Annotated in this window: 18 protein-coding genes; 9 read left to right on the forward strand and 9 right to left on the reverse strand. The window is 43.2% G+C overall.

Annotated features, from left to right (window positions below):
• Positions 1–58: 58 nt before the first annotated feature.
• Positions 59–274: a hypothetical protein gene (locus P855_RS0113985; protein ID WP_028784153.1), complete on the forward strand. Its 216-nt coding sequence runs from the start codon at positions 59–61 to the stop codon at positions 272–274.
• Positions 275–359: 85 nt separating this feature from the next.
• Positions 360–749: a KGG domain-containing protein gene (locus P855_RS0113990; RefSeq protein ID WP_028784154.1), complete on the forward strand. Its 390-nt coding sequence runs from the start codon at positions 360–362 to the stop codon at positions 747–749.
• Positions 750–977: 228 nt separating this feature from the next.
• On the opposite strand, the gene P855_RS0113995 is transcribed toward P855_RS0113990, so the two are convergent.
• Both P855_RS0113995 and P855_RS0114000 read right to left on the reverse strand, forming a co-directional pair.
• Positions 978–1,481 (reverse strand): YwgA family protein, encoded by a 504-nt coding sequence (locus P855_RS0113995; protein WP_028784155.1) that lies wholly within the window; start codon positions 1,479–1,481, stop codon positions 978–980.
• Positions 1,482–1,493: 12 nt separating this feature from the next.
• Positions 1,494–2,789, reverse strand: a complete 1,296-nt coding sequence (locus tag P855_RS0114000) for an HD domain-containing protein (protein WP_028784156.1) — start codon at positions 2,787–2,789, stop codon at positions 1,494–1,496.
• A 343-nt stretch (positions 2,790–3,132) separates the two neighbouring features.
• Between P855_RS0114000 and P855_RS0114005 the strand changes: the two genes are divergently transcribed.
• Both P855_RS0114005 and P855_RS0114010 read left to right on the forward strand, forming a co-directional pair.
• Positions 3,133–3,972 (forward strand): lipoate--protein ligase family protein, encoded by an 840-nt coding sequence (locus P855_RS0114005; RefSeq protein WP_028784157.1) that lies wholly within the window; start codon positions 3,133–3,135, stop codon positions 3,970–3,972.
• A 118-nt stretch (positions 3,973–4,090) separates the two neighbouring features.
• Positions 4,091–4,327, forward strand: a complete 237-nt coding sequence (locus P855_RS0114010) for a hypothetical protein (RefSeq protein ID WP_028784158.1) — start codon at positions 4,091–4,093, stop codon at positions 4,325–4,327.
• A 153-nt stretch (positions 4,328–4,480) separates the two neighbouring features.
• Here P855_RS0114010 and pta read toward each other — a convergent pair whose 3' ends face one another.
• Positions 4,481–5,452, reverse strand: coding sequence for a phosphate acetyltransferase (pta, locus tag P855_RS0114015; protein WP_028784159.1), 972 nt, complete (start codon positions 5,450–5,452; stop codon positions 4,481–4,483).
• A 216-nt stretch (positions 5,453–5,668) separates the two neighbouring features.
• Between pta and hemQ the strand changes: the two genes are divergently transcribed.
• The 4 genes from hemQ (at position 5,669) to P855_RS0114035 (ending at position 7,895) form a co-directional block, all read left to right on the forward strand.
• Complete coding sequence (hemQ, locus tag P855_RS0114020; RefSeq protein ID WP_028784160.1) at positions 5,669–6,412, forward strand: hydrogen peroxide-dependent heme synthase; 744 nt, start codon at positions 5,669–5,671, stop codon at positions 6,410–6,412.
• 126 nt (positions 6,413–6,538) lie between these two features.
• Entirely contained in the window at positions 6,539–6,961 is a 423-nt protein-coding gene (locus P855_RS0114025) for a cell wall hydrolase (protein WP_028784161.1), read from the forward strand.
• 21 nt (positions 6,962–6,982) lie between these two features.
• A complete protein-coding gene (gerQ, locus tag P855_RS0114030) occupies positions 6,983–7,543 on the forward strand; it encodes a spore coat protein GerQ (protein WP_028784162.1) in 561 nt (186 codons plus the stop codon).
• Entirely contained in the window at positions 7,521–7,895 is a 375-nt protein-coding gene (locus P855_RS0114035; protein WP_028784163.1) for a hypothetical protein, read from the forward strand. The genes gerQ and P855_RS0114035 overlap by 23 nt, the downstream gene beginning before the upstream one ends.
• Here P855_RS0114035 and P855_RS0114040 read toward each other — a convergent pair whose 3' ends face one another.
• The 4 genes from P855_RS0114040 to P855_RS0114055 all read right to left on the reverse strand — a co-directional run bounded on the left by P855_RS0114040 (position 7,896) and on the right by P855_RS0114055 (position 10,588).
• Positions 7,896–8,264, reverse strand: coding sequence for a DUF423 domain-containing protein (locus tag P855_RS0114040; protein ID WP_028784164.1), 369 nt, complete (start codon positions 8,262–8,264; stop codon positions 7,896–7,898).
• A 12-nt stretch (positions 8,265–8,276) separates the two neighbouring features.
• A complete protein-coding gene (locus P855_RS0114045; RefSeq protein ID WP_028784165.1) occupies positions 8,277–8,597 on the reverse strand; it encodes a YwdI family protein in 321 nt (106 codons plus the stop codon).
• 166 nt (positions 8,598–8,763) lie between these two features.
• On the reverse strand, positions 8,764–9,240 hold the full coding sequence (locus P855_RS21050; RefSeq protein ID WP_051353232.1) for a GNAT family N-acetyltransferase: 477 nt from the start codon (positions 9,238–9,240) through the stop codon (positions 8,764–8,766).
• Between the two features lie 4 nt (positions 9,241–9,244).
• On the reverse strand, positions 9,245–10,588 hold the full coding sequence (locus P855_RS0114055) for a sodium-dependent transporter (protein WP_028784166.1): 1,344 nt from the start codon (positions 10,586–10,588) through the stop codon (positions 9,245–9,247).
• A gap of 395 nt (positions 10,589–10,983) precedes the next feature.
• On the opposite strand from P855_RS0114055, the gene P855_RS0114065 reads away from it, so the two are divergent.
• Complete coding sequence (locus P855_RS0114065; RefSeq protein WP_028784168.1) at positions 10,984–11,715, forward strand: TIGR02206 family membrane protein; 732 nt, start codon at positions 10,984–10,986, stop codon at positions 11,713–11,715.
• Between the two features lie 814 nt (positions 11,716–12,529).
• Here P855_RS0114065 and P855_RS0114075 read toward each other — a convergent pair.
• Complete coding sequence (locus tag P855_RS0114075; protein WP_028784169.1) at positions 12,530–13,105, reverse strand: cytochrome c oxidase subunit 3; 576 nt, start codon at positions 13,103–13,105, stop codon at positions 12,530–12,532.
• Positions 13,095–15,023, reverse strand: a complete 1,929-nt coding sequence (locus P855_RS0114080; RefSeq protein WP_028784170.1) for a cytochrome c oxidase subunit I — start codon at positions 15,021–15,023, stop codon at positions 13,095–13,097. The genes P855_RS0114075 and P855_RS0114080 overlap by 11 nt, the downstream gene beginning before the upstream one ends.
• Positions 15,024–15,038 lie beyond the last annotated feature (15 nt).

Genomic DNA, 15,038 nt, shown 5'->3' on the forward strand with positions numbered 1-15,038 from the left:
TTAGTCAAGTGATATCGTGGTAACTTAAACAACAACTACTCAAAAGGAGGTTTTTCAATTGGCTAACAACAATAAGAACAACAACCGTAAAATGAGTTATGAAGAAGCAGGTAAAAAGGGTGGCGAGAAAGTAAGTAACAAGTACAGTCAGGAACATTTTGAGGAAATCGGTAAAAAAGGCGGAGAAAAAGTAAGCGATAAGTACAGCAAACAGCACTTCGAAGAGATTGGCAAAAAAGGTGGAAGAAATTCCAACTCTAACAACAATTCTTAAGAGTGAATAGTCTCTATAGAATTTTTGAAGGTTAGTACTCCCCATTATTGAGAACATCACTATATTATCTAAGGAGGTTTTTCAATTGGCTAACAACAATAAGAACAACAATCGTAAAATGAGTTATGAACAGGCTGGACAAAAGGGCGGCGAGAAGACCAGTAACAAGTACAGCCAGGATCACTTTGAGGAAATCGGCCAAAAAGGCGGAGAAAAAGTAAGCGATAAGTATAGTCAGGAACACTTCGAAGAGATTGGCCAAAAAGGCGGAGAAAAGACCAGCAATAAGTACAGCCAGGATCACTTTGAGGAAATTGGTAAAAAAGGTGGCGAAACCACCAGCCAAAATAAAGATAAAGATTTTTATCAGGAAATCGGTAAAAAAGGCGGAGAAAAAACAAGCGAGAAGCATGGAGAGGAATTCTACGAAGACATCGGTAAAAAAGGCGGTAGAAATTCCAGCTCCAATCGGTAAATAACTTCTCACCTGATCATACAAGAGGGCTGTCCTGTAGCGAGGGCAGTCCTTTTTTGCATAGGAAGAATCCTATGTTTGTCCATTATAACAAACGTTATCTTTATTTCAAATTAGAAAAACTTGGCTTATCGCCAAGTCCTTATGGTGAAAGTCTTAGTTTTTTCTTATACTTTAACCCTTTAACAAAGTTAAACTTTCCTAAAGTACAAAAAACCGCGCCCCTATCTAATGAAGGGTACGACGCATTTCTTCGATAAAGCCCCAGGCTTCGTTTATCTCATCCACCGTATAATTCTGTTTACTTTTTACTGTCCGTACTTTCTCTTCTACCTCTTCACGGGATAAGTGTTCAAAGTACAGCATGGTTGAAACGAGTTCCAGAAAACGGGAGCTTTTTTCTTTCATTTTTGTAATCCGCTCCCCCATTGCAGGCAACTCGACCTGGTAGTGCTTCAAAAACTCATTTCCAGCATCTGTGAGTTGATAGCGGTACTGGTAATAGTTCTTTTTTTCTTCTTTTGTTTCATTAATAAACCCGAGGTTGCATAGTTCCTCGATTCTTAGCGTCAGTTCCTCAGAATACGGTCCATAAAAATGAAACTGGTAGCGTTCTTCAAAAGGAACCTCGCATTTTTTTAAGATATAAATTATTTTCTGCAGCTTCTTTCTCCCTACGATTTCATCTGAGCTGGCAAAAAAATGCATAAGCTTTGCATGGTTTTCTAACATACGGCTCATCCCCTATCCGTACAAAATTTCTAGGATCCGCTTCTTAGTCTTACTACGGTTGGACATTTCTTCGAGACGGTCAAGCGGAAAATACAGTTTATGATCGGTCCTTTTTTTCCCTGAAATCGATTCGACAATGTCAGACTGACGTGAAAGTTCTTTCAATTCCTGATTCGGCATCAATAAGTGGATCGGGAGACGCTCCTCTTCCTCTCCAGGCCGGTAAAAGTCATACGGCAAGTCAGAACTGGAATCGACAACCAGGTAATAATCCGGGTTCAATCCAGCTTTATTGAATAAACGATATAATTCCATCCACTCATTCATCTGCAGATTCGGATTGAATTCAATGTATTTGAACAGACGACGATTGACGAACCGTTCGCATAGATCACTTAAAATCGGGTCTTCTTCATTCATCCATATTTGGAAGTAATACATTGCTACTGCTTCATCCAATGCTAAGTATTCTTTCAAGTTAGGTTTTTCTTTGAAAAATGATAAAAAGTGTGTCGGCTTCAACGCGAACTTATAACCAGTTTCATGGAGTTCCTTGGCACGGTGGAGAATCTTAGAAAGAATCACTTCCGCACTCCGGGTAACCGGGTGAAAATAAACCTGCCAGTACATCTGATAGCGGCTCATGATATAATCCTCAACAGCATGCATCCCGCTTTCCTTAATGACAACCTGGTCTTCCATCGGACGCATGACACGCAAAATACGTTCCATATCAAAATGACCATAGCTTACCCCTGTAAAATAAGCATCCCGCTGCAAATAATCCATACGATCGGCATCAATCTGGCTGGAAATCAAACTGACAACTAATTTGTTCGGGTATGTTTTATTGATGACATCGGCGACTTTTTCAGGGAAACCATTTTCCACTTTGGAAAGAATCGCATTGATCGTCGTATCCCCTAATAAAATCTCCTGGGTGAAGTCTTCATGGTCGAGCTTGAAAACTTTTTCGAAGGAGTGAGAAAACGGACCATGCCCAAGGTCGTGCAATAAAGCGGCACATAGGCACAGCAACCGTTCATTCGGATCCCAATTCGGCCGGTCTTCGAAATTGTGAAGGATACGGCGGACGATTTCATATACACCAAGCGAATGGTTGAATCGGCTGTGTTCCGCTCCGTGGAAGGTCAAATAAGAAGTGCCGAGCTGTTTAACCCGGCGCAGACGTTGAAATTCCGGTGCTCCGACTAAATCCCATATCACTCGATCCCTAATATGTACATACCTGTGTACGGGGTCTTTAAAAACCTTTTCTTCATTTAATTTTTCATCTTTATAAGCCACGGTTAATCCTTCCAATCGGCATTTTTATCTATTATAGCTGTTAATCTTATTTAAAAAAACACCTTGACAATCAAGGTGTCTATAACTTGCTTTAAAATATATCGACCGGGCTGCTTCTGAACTCGCTTTCGCCCTTTGCTTAATTTTTCTTCGATTTTTCAGTTGATCTTCTTCGGGTGCAGAAACAGGACGATTGTTTACATACGCGAAACTCATTTGCCATTACACACCCCACTTCTCATCGAACCAATACAATATTTTACCTAGTTTTATGGATACATGCAAGCGGCTTGTTCTGTTATACTATGGGAGGTTATATGTGAACGGAAGGAGTATTTTCGCTATGCCTGACTTACATCCTTTACTTAAAACAACACCATACAGGTTCATCGATCAAAGCACACTGGGGCCGGAGTTCTCAGCCCTTCAGTCTTTTGCGATGGATGATGCATTATCTATGTCTGTCGGTCAAGGCTCTTCTCCCACTACCGCACGGTTATGGGTTCATCATAATACCGTGGTACTCGGTATCCCTGATGCAAGACTTCCCTATATCACAGAGGGCGTCAACTACTTGAAATCACAGGGTTACCAGGTAGTAATAAGGAATTCTGGCGGACTCGGCGTCGTTCTTGATGATGGTGTATTGAATGTATCGTTGATTTTCTCTGATTCAAAAACAGTCAATATCCATGAAGGATATGATGCCATGGTGCAATTCGTCCGCTACCTGTTCAGAGATTATACGAACCGGATTAAAGCTTTTGAAATTACCCAGTCTTATTGCCCTGGCACCTATGATTTAAGTATCGATGGAAAAAAGTTTGCCGGCATTTCCCAACGCAGGGTAAAAAATGGTTCCGCTGTCCAGGTTTATTTGGATATTACAGGAAGCGGTTCAGAGCGCGGGCGGCTCATGCGCGACTTTTATACAATCGCCAAACGAGAAGAGATTACGAGGTTCGACTACCCGGATATCGATCCGGATGTCATGGCTTCTTTGAATGAATTACTGAATGTGGAATTGTCTGTCACTCAGGTACGTAATATGATTTTAACTACTTTACATGATTGGAGCGGTAACATCTCTATGCAACAGCTGGATGGCCAGGAGATCGAATGGTTTCATAAACGTTTCGAGCAGATGATCGACAGGAATAAAAAAGCGCTGGCATCCTTGTGAAATGGAGGCCGGCGCGTTTTCTATTACTATAATGTACGAAATCGAAAATTCAGATGTTTACAAATGCTGCCTGTGGTTCATGTTAAAATAGAAGAAATCATACGGGAGGTGTGGCGGTATGTTCACTGTTTTCATCATCATAGCTATTATTTTAAGTATCATCGCCTTGATTGCTACGATTTATGTAGGAAAAGATATCAATAAAACAATTGCAGAAAGAGAAAATGACACACCGGAAGATGAGCTTGCCAGGTCACAGGAATACGAAAAGGCACCTAATCTTCGGGCTCTGTCCATCATCTATATTATAACTTTTGTTATTACTATTGCCTTAGTAGTGATTTTCATATTATAAAAAATCCGGGCACCCTTATAAAGGGGCCCGGACTTTCTTTTTGCAAGAAATTTAATGATCATGGATAACATTGGCTACATTCAGCTCCGACGCATATGACGTGCCGTTTTTAGCCGAACGTCATTACCAGCAAGGCGCTTGCGCTTTTGTTCCTTATAGGGATTGAGCCGCTGTTATCAGGGCTAATTTATAAACGTCATCTGCATTACACCCGCGGGATAGATCGTTCACTGGCTGGTTCAGTCCTTGCAGCACAGGACCAACAGCATCAAAACCGCCAAGGCGCTGTGCGATTTTATAACCGATGTTCCCAGCTTCAAGACTTGGGAAAATGAATGTGTTGGCTTCCCCTTTCAATGGGGAATCAGGTGCTTTTTTCTCTGCTACAGACGGTACGAAAGCTGCATCGAATTGGAATTCGCCGTCGATAAGCAAATCGGGGTTCTTTTCTTTAGCAATTTTAACTGCTTCAGACACTTTTTCTGTTTCTGGAGATTTCGCGGAACCTTTGGTAGAAAAGCTCAACATTGCGACTTTAGGCTCCACATCAAATAGCCTGGCGGTTTCTGAGCTTGCCAAAGCGATCTCTGCTAAGTCTTCACTGTCTGGCGACATGTTAATAGCACAGTCCGCAAACACATACTTCTCTTCCTCACGAACCATGATGAAGACTCCAGAAGTCTTTTTGATTCCTGGCTTTGTTTTAATAATTTGCAAAGCTGGCCGTACGGTATCTGCTGTGGAATGTACAGCACCGCTGACAAGTCCATCCGCTTTCCCCATATACACAAGCATGGTTCCGAAATAGTTACCATCTTTCAATATTTCCTTGGCATCCGCTTCTGTCGCTTTTCCTTTCCGACGTTCTACAAAGCTTTGTACCATCGCTTCCATTTCTTCATAATTTTCCGGGTCGAGAATTTCAGCAGCTGAAATATCCAGTCCAAATTCGCCCGCTTTCTGTTTTACTTCATTTTCATTCCCCACTAATACAGGAATGACTAATCCCTTTGTTCCCAAACGACTGGCTGCAGTCAGGATTCTTTCATCTAAAGCTTCCGGCAATATGATACGCTTACCTTTACCTTGAATTTTATCTGTTAATGTCTCAAAAAGATCGCTCATATTTTTCCCTCCAATTCTTGTCCTGTTATATATGATAAGCCAATATGTGTATGAATGAAAGTAATATGTAAGTGTAAACAGTTTCTTCTATAAAATGTGTCAATATAGTGAATTCATACCCCTTATTTGCGTCCGACATGAAGGCCTGTATTGATTATGTTATATTAAGGAAGGAGAATATACTTACTATGTTTTTTATAAAGGAGCGTATGATCTATGCCAGAACCAGCGATAACTTTAGATGGATGGTATTGCCTACATGATTTCCGGTCCATGGACTGGACTGCCTGGAAAATGATATCAAGTGATGAACGTGAAAGTGCTATCCACGAGTTCCATCAACTAATCAATAAGTGGGAAAAGACAGAGAGCAATAAAACAGGAAGTCACGCTATCTATTCCATTGTCGGCCAAAAAGCGGATTTCATGATGATGATTCTACGTCCGACCATGGAAGAACTGAATGAAATTGAAAATGAATTCAATAAAACCAAATTGGCAGAATTCACTATCCCTGCTTACTCTTATGTTTCTGTAGTGGAACTCTCCAATTACATGGCACAAGGTAAAGACCCGGAAACTGACCCGGAAATACAGGCCCGTTTGAAGCCTATCCTGCCAAAATGGAAATATGCCTGCTTCTATCCAATGGACAAGCGCCGTCAGGGTAATGACAACTGGTACATGCTCGAAAAAGAAGATCGCGGTAAAATGATGTATTCCCACGGCATGATCGGACGCAAATATGCAGGAAAAGTACGACAGATCATCACAGGCTCCGTAGGCTTTGATGACTGGGAGTGGGGAGTCACTTTGTTCGCCCATGATGTCCTGCAGTTTAAAAAGTTAGTATACGAAATGCGTTTTGACGAAGTAAGCGCCCGCTTCGGGGAATTCGGTTCATTCTATGTCGGGCACCTGCTCGAAAAAGAATCACTTCCTAAATTCTTATCCATCTGAATACACTATACCGGAACAGTGCTGCCACCCATACGGGGCAGCACTTTTTATTTTTCATAATGTAAGAACCCGTACATATACATTTACAGAGAAGTTCATCTTGTGGAATTGAAGCGGGGTGAAAAAATGGCGGTAATCCCTTCCACAGAAAAAGGTGTGAAGTTGTTAGCACGACTGATGCGCGCTGAGGCAGAAGGGGACGGAAAGCTGGGAATGCTGATGGTGGGTAATACGGGAGTGAACCGTGTACGTGGAGATTGCATCGACTTTAAATCAATCAATTCCATCCAAGACATGGTTTTTCAGAGTCCCGGGGGATTCGAAGCTACGCAAAAAGGATACTTTTACCAGCGGGCCCGGGACAAAGACATTCGTCTAGCCAGAAGGACAATCAAAGGAGAACGGTTTCACCCGGCAACCAATTCCCTATGGTTCTTCATGCCTGAAGGAAACTGCCCTGACCAATGGTTCGGTCAATGGAATTCAGGACGGTTCAAATCGCACTGCTTCTACTCTCCGTTACAAAGTGAGTGCCCACGAGTTTATTAAGGCTAAAAAGGAGTGATTGTATTGTCACAAAATAATAAGGAAAAGCAAGCTTCCGCTCAGTCTCAGCAGAACCAGCCATATTATCCATCCTATTACCCAGCTTATGCAGCACAGACTCCCTCAGGGTATTATCCATCTGCCCGCCAAACTTATCCTCCACAGGGGGCAGGGACGATGGGGTCGTATCAACAATCGATGGGAATGCCCGGAATGATGCAAGGTGGAATGCCCGGGATGATGCAAGGCGGGATGTCCGGAACTCCTCAAGGGAGTCCCCAGGGACAGGGAGGAATGCTCCCTACCGAAGAATCTTATATAGAGAACATTTTACGCTTGAATCGAGGAAAAGAAGCAACCGTTTATATGACTTTTGAAAATAACGCAAAATGGAACGCCAAGATCTTCAAAGGGATTATTGAAGCAGCAGGCAGAGACCATATCATTTTGAGTGACCCTCAATCTGGAAAACGTTACTTATTACTAATGATTTATCTTGATTACATTACATTTGATGAAGAAATCGAATACAGCTATCCATACGGCAGCACGGGAGGCCAATTTGCAAACTACTCGCCAAGGTAACCTTTTGGAATTATCGTCTTATTTCAACCCGATTTTCAAACAGAGAAAAAGCCACGCCGCTATTTGCGCGTGGCTTTACTTCATCCAAGGTGGTGACATACCAGTGAAACACCCATACGAGAAACTGCAGCGCCTTCAAGTGCTGTGCATGGTGCTGTCAATCGTTCTAGCTATTGTAGCACTCGCCCAGCAGGCTTTCTCCTGGACGGTATTAGTCATGTTTTATATGCTTGCTTTGAGCTTCATGTTCGAAGGGATGGTAGAACTGCAAAAACGGAATACTTTCCATTTCGTCTCCCAGGTCATTCGCGCCCTTTTGATTGCCATTTTTTCTACATTACTATTCTTTTAATTAAATGATTTTCGTTACCGCTATCCCTAACAACACCCAGCCGATCAAAAACGCCAGACCTCCGAACGGAGTAATCATAGCCAGCGCTTTGATTCCGGTTGGGGCGTAAATATACAAGCTGCCGGAAAACAACAGGATACCGATGAAGAAAAGCCAGCCTGATCCTGATAACAGATTGGATTGAGTTTTCATCATCAATAGTCCGACTGCAAGCAAGGCTCCTGTATGGAACATTTGATAGGTCACTGCTTTTTCCCATGTTTTCAACGCTTTTTCTGAAATTCTGCCTTCCAGTCCATGGGCACCGAAAGCCCCAAGTGCTACTGCAATAAAACCGTTGATAACAGCCAATAATAAAAATAATTTCATCGTTCTCTCCCCTTAAAAATCAAATATAGAATCACCATTTGCTTCTTCGTGGTCGGTTGTCTGCTTTTTCTGCTTGTCTGTCTGCTGTCTGGATGACGGAAGATCTCCCATCATTTTTCTAATTTCTGCAGTCGTTGGTTCATCTACCTCCGTTGGATCAGGGTAGGCAGAACTGCCAGACGAATGAGCAGCATGCTCTTCTAACATCAAATCACATAGTAGACGGACAGCCCGAACATGCTCGCGAACCAATGAGGTCTCACCATTTTTTTGCATCGCTTCTTGTATTTCAGTCATCATTTTCTTCAATACTGCTTCATTTGAAATCGCCATTATTATGACTCCTTTTTGTATACGAAAATATCACACTATGTAGTTTAACACGTCCATACCGCCTAGACTAGAAAAGAAAACAAGACCGCTCCCTAGTGGGAACGGTCTTCATTTGTAAAATAATGTATTTCTTCCCGCTTATTTTTGTATCCAGTGGGGCCAAATATTATTTTCCTCCACCATGGTCATAGCTTTCATAATAGAGGAAAGCGAGTCTTATCCCTTCTTCTGTCACAAGCTCCTGCTGCTGATTGAAACCGTACTTCTGATAAAATCGCATCGCCGGTTCATTTTTCGCTCCAGTCGTCACATAGCACCTGCTGGTCGGATTCAAAAACAGCACTCTATCCAGAAGTTCCTTGCCGAAGCCCTGACGCATCCACCTTGGGTGTACCGCCATACGTGTTATCCAGAAGTCACCTGCTTCGAGTTGATAGGCAATCAGACCAACTAATCTTTTTTCTTTATATATACCTAAAAAGGTTTCGTCAGCCATACGGATATCCTGGTAGGTTTCTGTCAGCGGCGGAAGCTTGCGGCTATGCACGTATCTCGCTTCCTGGTGATAGGAAAGCTGCTGCAATGCTTCGATTTCTTTTGCAACCTCTTCCCTCGTATGCTCTAATTCAAAAATGATAGACATGTAATTACATCCCGAGAATTCCTACGGCATTCAAGAAAATCAAAATGATCACTACCGGGGCAATATACTTGATGATGCTGTACCAGACGTTACCGATCGGATTACCAGTCAAATCCGTAGCGTCCAATGCAGTGGCCTTATTAAAATACCACCCGACGAACATAGCCATAGCAAGACCTCCGAGTGGAAGCAAAATATTGGAGGCGATGAAATCCATCGATCCTTGGATATTCCGGTCTCCGATTGGCGTGAAGCCGGACCATATACCGAAACCTAAGGATACGATCAACCCAAGCCCGAACATGATAGCGCCCGTCAGGATACTCGCCATTTTTCGACTCCAATGGAAAACCCGCATAAAGTAAGCAACCGGTACTTCCAAAATGGATACCGATGAAGATAAAGACGCCAAAGTTAACGCAAAGAAGAACACCAGGCCGACGATTCCGCCCACTGGCATCTGTTCAAAGATGCCAGGCAACGTGATGAACACCAACGGCGGGCCGGATCCAGGGCTGATACCAAAAGCGAAAGCCGCCGGGAAAATCACTATTCCGGAGATGACCGCAAAAAAGGTGTCCATCAAACCAATACCAAGGGTCGCGCTTGGCAGTTTGTTCTCCTTCGATAAGTAACTCCCATACGTAAGCATAGCTCCCATACCGAGGCTTAATGAAAAGAATGCCTGCCCCATGGCAGCTAAATATACGGACGGATTACCCAGCGCTGACCAATCCGGCTGGAAAAGGAATTTCACGCCTTCCATTGCCCCTTCCAGTGAGAGACTGTATATTGCCAATCCAATCAAAATGATAGCCAGTGTCGGCATGAAAATTTTGTTCGCCGCTTCGATTCCTTTTTTGACTCCGATATAAACAATCGAAATCGTCAGTACCATGAATAGTGTATGCCAGAAAAGCGGCTGCCAGGCATGGGAAATAAAGCCGCCGAATGCGGCTTCATAACCGCCTTCAGGCTGGCTGAAGAAATCACCGGTAATATATTTCCATAAATAATACATCGACCAACCGGCTACTACGCTGTAAAAGCTTAAAATCAAGAATGATGCCATTACTCCAAAGAATCCAGAAAGGAACCATGGCGTACCAGGGGATAACTTCGCAAAAGATCCGATGACATCACTTTGCGCTTTTCTTCCGATACTCACCTCTGTTAATAACAAAGGTACACCGATGACGAGTACGAAAAATAAATATAAAATCAAAAAGGCGCCTCCGCCACTTTCACCCGCAACATAAGAAAAACGCCAAATGTTACCGAGTCCAACAGCAGACCCCATCGCCGCCAGCATAAAGCCTAGCTTGGAGGCCCATTTTTCCCTAGCCAATAGTCTTCAACTCCCTCACTCTATTGTTTGTAAATATGCCATAGCATATCACATATTCATGGATACGACGACCTATATTCTGAAATTTCATTTTATTTACAGTGTGATATTTATGCTTTAACGCTAAACCCTTTGTTCTGATTCACGTGCTTAGAAGCGGGCGTATCGGGCTTATATTGTAAACATTCCGTTCCAGTCGTTTTTTTCACCAGTATGGATGGCATTTCTCTTGTTTTGAATCCATAGGCCCTACACCCTCTCGGAAACTGGGGATTCCAGGTCGTGAAAAAGGACTCACACCGGAAACAATTGACTCTTTCCATCATATCTCCCTCCGATATAGCTATGATAGAATAATAGCACAGAATAAATAAAGGAAAATAGGATGATGGTGTATGAAACAATGGTTCGGTAGTGGTACTGATCAACCGTTCGACATGTTCGGCGTAAGTCATGTCATCATGCTGGCCATCTATTTGGCAGGCCTGGCATTGATACTCCTTGGGTATAAAAAGCTGAAAAAAGATCAGACAATCTATCAATGGATACGATGGTTTTTATTCGCTTTGCTGATTATTTCCGAAATCACTTACCAAACCTGGGCAGTAGTTAACGGCGTATGGAGCAGTAAAGATTACCTGCCGTTACATCTGTGCGGTATTGCATCTTTAGTGGCTGCCACTGCGCTTTGGAAACCAAATCATACGTTGATTAAAATCACCTATTTCATCGCCGTTATTCCTGCATTGATGGCTTTAATGACACCAGACCTCCCCCATGACTACCAGCACTACCGTTACTGGAAATTCTTCATCCATCATATAGGGATCTCCTGGTCCGGGGTACTCCTGGCACTCGTTCATCCCGTAATCATCACCTGGAAAACTACCATGAAGGCTTATGGACTCCTGGTAATTTACGCCATTCTGATCGGCTTTGTCAATCAAGTGATCGGTTCGAATTATTTATATTTATCCAGGACGCCTGGCAAGGGAACTCCCCTTGATTTATTAGGTGATGGTTTCTGGTATTATATCAATCTTGGAATTCTCGCTTTTGCTTCTTTTTGGCTGCTTTATTTTATCTATCAACTTTTCACAAGATGCAAACCTTCCTCCTCTCTATAACGAATCCAGGAAATATCTACTTGACTGAAAGTGCTTATTCAACAATATAGCCGACTCGTGAAAGACTCAGTTTCAAGGTTCTTTACCATAAAAGCGTTAGGGGTGGCTTGGAAACTACTCGCTTTCCAGCTTCATCGCCTAGACACTCGCGACATAAGCAGTCCATCAACGGGAAGAAAGAACACTTCCCTTTTGCTGTTCTGCTTATGCGTGTCGTGTCTCCCAAGGCGATTACACAATTATTTCTTTCCTGCGGGGGACCTGGCGAGCTTCCTCGGGCTATCGCCCTGTGGGATCTCGCCTAACTCCTTCTCCCGCGGGAGTCTCGCAGTTTCCCACCCACCCCATCCGAAGGATGGGAGAAACGAACCCCTGCCATAAATTAAAATGTCTTCCACAAATCATATAGAACTATCATGCAGGTAATAAGCACGTTTCATGAATAACTCTCCCTATGGTTGAAAGAGGCTTAGATGCTTCCGTACTTCTCAAAAACGCAAGGAGGGCCGGGAAATTGCGAGACTCCTCGAAAATGCTACGCATTTTCTTCGTGCGGTGTTTATTCAAGAAGCTTATTCAAAGTCCTATGGGAGGATAGGACATGGTGAGATCCCGCAAGGCGAAGCCTGAGGAAGCTCACCACATGCCCACGGAAAGCGATCCGTTTTCCCAGCCGCCATAATCGCTACCTGAAATCTTGAAACTGAGTCTTCAGGAAATAATTGTAGATTTAATAATGAGATTTAACAGAGACGATGGGTAAAATGAGAGATAAAAAGCCCAAAGCTGCAGTAGAGCTTCGGGCTTGTTGCTGTCAGAACAAGTATGGCGTGTAGACGATAATAACGATCAGCACCCAAATGATATCGACAAAGTGCCAATAGTAATTAAAAATCCTATGTTTTTCAGCAAAAAGGTTGAAGGGAAGCAGTTTGCGTTGAATAAGAAGAACTATCATCCAGCCAAGTCCAAAGAGTACGTGGGAAGCGTGGAGACCCACCAGTACAAAATAGGAGGCTAGAAAGTTGTTTTTCGCGACTGTATGTCCTTCAGATATAAACTTATAGAATTCGTCCACTTCAAAATACATGAACGTCGCTCCAAAGGTAAATGTAATCAACAGTCCTGTCAGTATCATCCTGGCGTTCTTTCGATCCAGCCCTTTCTCCGCTATCATCAATGTCCCACTGCTGGATAGAAGAAAAACCGATGCCAGGACGACAGTGTGGAGTTTGAAAAGTTCACCAGGATAAAGCCCCATTTGGGGAGGTGTATAAATAATATAAGTCGCAAACAGCGTTGAAAACATGATCGCTTCCACAAATAAATAAATGAAAAACCCCATACGTTTATCGCCATATAAATCTTTGGACATTGTTTTACTGCTCATTGTCCATTTCCTCCCTTTCATAAGCGGGCTTCCGTTCATCATTGAATGCCCGAATGACAAAAGAAGCTAATGCTGCAGCTCCGCCAAGTATTTGCATCCATATCCATCCATAGATGAACCCGAAACTCATTATGGTCAGCGCCACAGAAAGAAACATCGGCTGCACGGTTTTGACAGAGACCGGAGATGCACGATGATTCTCTGTATGAGGCAGTTCTTTCTTTTCTAGTTTCGCCCACCATAAAGGGTCACGCCGGGATATTACCGGCATTTTTTCAAACGGATGCTCAGGAGATGGAGACGGAACGGACCACTCCAGTGTCCTACCATCCCACGGGTCAGCACCTGCGTTCTCTTCTTTCTTACGGTGTGTTTTATACACGTTCCAAAGAACGATCAGCATACTTGCCCCCATCATGAATGCCCCGATGGAACTGATAAAGTTGTATACGAACACGCCGTCTTCCCAGGTATAATCATAGACACGGCGAGGCATTCCGTTTAACCCCGCAAGATGCTGCGGGAAGAATGTCAGGTGGAAACCGATCAAGAACAACCAGAAGTGCCATTTACCCAGCTTATCATCCAGCATTTTTCCAGTGATCTTGGGATACCAGTAATAGATGCCAGCGAAAGATCCCAGTACGGTTGAACCTATGATGACATAATGGAAATGGGCGACCACAAAATAGGTATCGTGGTACTGCATATCTGCTGCGGCAGATGCAAGCATGACACCAGTCACCCCTCCCATGACGAAGGTCGGGATAAAACCGAGCGCAAAAAGCATCGGAGTTTGAATCCTGATGACACCCTTCCTCATCGTGAATAACCAGTTAAACACTTTGATGCCAGTGGGGATGGCGATCATCATTGTCGTTATCGCGAAGAATGTGTTGGCAAACGGTCCTAGACCTACAGTGAACATATGATGGGCCCATACCATCAAGCCTAACAATCCAATTAAAGCTAATGCGGCAACCATGGAGGTATATCCAAATACATTTTTTCGAGAAAAAGCAGAAATGATATCAGAAAATATCCCGAACGCAGGAAGCGCAAGAATATAAACTTCCGGATGACCGAAGATCCAGAATAAATGCTGCCAATAGACAGGGTGACCTAACTCTCCCATAAAAAACTGGGAACCGAATTGACGATCGAATTGAAGAAGTAATAATGCAATCGCCAATACTGGAAATGCAACGAGAATCAAGAAGGATGTAATCAAGCTAGCCCATGGAAACAGCGGCATCCTCGTCAACTTTAGACCAGGTGCCCGGAGCCGCAGTATCGTAACAAGCATATTGATGGCAGCAAAAATCGTCCCTAACCCGGAAACCTGGAGACCGAGTATGTAGTAATTATTATTCGGTCCAGCCGTAAACGTTGAAGTGGACAATGGCGCATAAGCTGTCCACCCTGCATTTGGAGCAGCATTGAAAAAGAAAGCTGCAAAAAAAATCATTCCACCGGTAACAAACAGATAAACGGAAACTAAGTTCAAATATGGAAAAGCTAAATCATTCGCCCCTATCTGCAAGGGTACCGCCACATTCATTAAACCAATCAACAGAGGTGTGGCAACGAAAAATATCATCATCGTTCCATGAGTTGTAAATATTTCATTATATTTATCGCCTTGAAAGACCCAAAACTGGTTTTCAGGAGTGATCAGCTGAAGCCGGATGAACAAGGCATCTACACCGGCTCTGAAAAAGAATAAGATGGAAAAAATGATATAGACTGTACCGATCTTTCTATGATGAGTGCTCGTAGCATAGTCCCAAATGACCGGCCAGGCCCTTTTTTTAGTTAGCCAATATAATACAAGCGGCCCTGTGATAATCATCAGCACCCATGCAGCTATGACGTCCGTGGGTAATAAGATCAGTTTACCAAATAGGTTGATTTCCATGGTTTCACCCTTTTC

Source organism: Thalassobacillus devorans MSP14 (assembly GCF_000496835.1).
GTDB classification, from domain to species: Bacteria; Bacillota; Bacilli; order Bacillales; family Halobacillaceae; genus Thalassobacillus; species Thalassobacillus devorans_B.

Excerpts from the sequence above, each read along its gene's own strand:
- P855_RS0113995 (WP_028784155.1), bottom strand. The coding sequence starts at position 1,481 with ATGTTAGAAAACCATGCAAAGCTTATGCATTTTTTTGCCAGCTCAGAT.
- P855_RS0114005 (WP_028784157.1), top strand. The coding sequence starts at position 3,133 with ATGCCTGACTTACATCCTTTACTTAAAACAACACCATACAGGTTCATC.
- P855_RS0114010 (WP_028784158.1), top strand. The coding sequence starts at position 4,091 with ATGTTCACTGTTTTCATCATCATAGCTATTATTTTAAGTATCATCGCC.
- pta (WP_028784159.1), bottom strand. The coding sequence starts at position 5,452 with ATGAGCGATCTTTTTGAGACATTAACAGATAAAATTCAAGGTAAAGGT.
- hemQ (WP_028784160.1), top strand. The coding sequence starts at position 5,669 with ATGCCAGAACCAGCGATAACTTTAGATGGATGGTATTGCCTACATGAT.
- P855_RS0114025 (WP_028784161.1), top strand. The coding sequence starts at position 6,539 with ATGGCGGTAATCCCTTCCACAGAAAAAGGTGTGAAGTTGTTAGCACGA.
- P855_RS0114040 (WP_028784164.1), bottom strand. The coding sequence starts at position 8,264 with ATGAAATTATTTTTATTATTGGCTGTTATCAACGGTTTTATTGCAGTA.
- P855_RS0114045 (WP_028784165.1), bottom strand. The coding sequence starts at position 8,597 with ATGGCGATTTCAAATGAAGCAGTATTGAAGAAAATGATGACTGAAATA.
- P855_RS21050 (WP_051353232.1), bottom strand. The coding sequence starts at position 9,240 with ATGTCTATCATTTTTGAATTAGAGCATACGAGGGAAGAGGTTGCAAAA.
- P855_RS0114065 (WP_028784168.1), top strand. The coding sequence starts at position 10,984 with ATGAAACAATGGTTCGGTAGTGGTACTGATCAACCGTTCGACATGTTC.
- P855_RS0114075 (WP_028784169.1), bottom strand. The coding sequence starts at position 13,105 with ATGAGCAGTAAAACAATGTCCAAAGATTTATATGGCGATAAACGTATG.
- P855_RS0114080 (WP_028784170.1), bottom strand. The coding sequence starts at position 15,023 with ATGGAAATCAACCTATTTGGTAAACTGATCTTATTACCCACGGACGTC.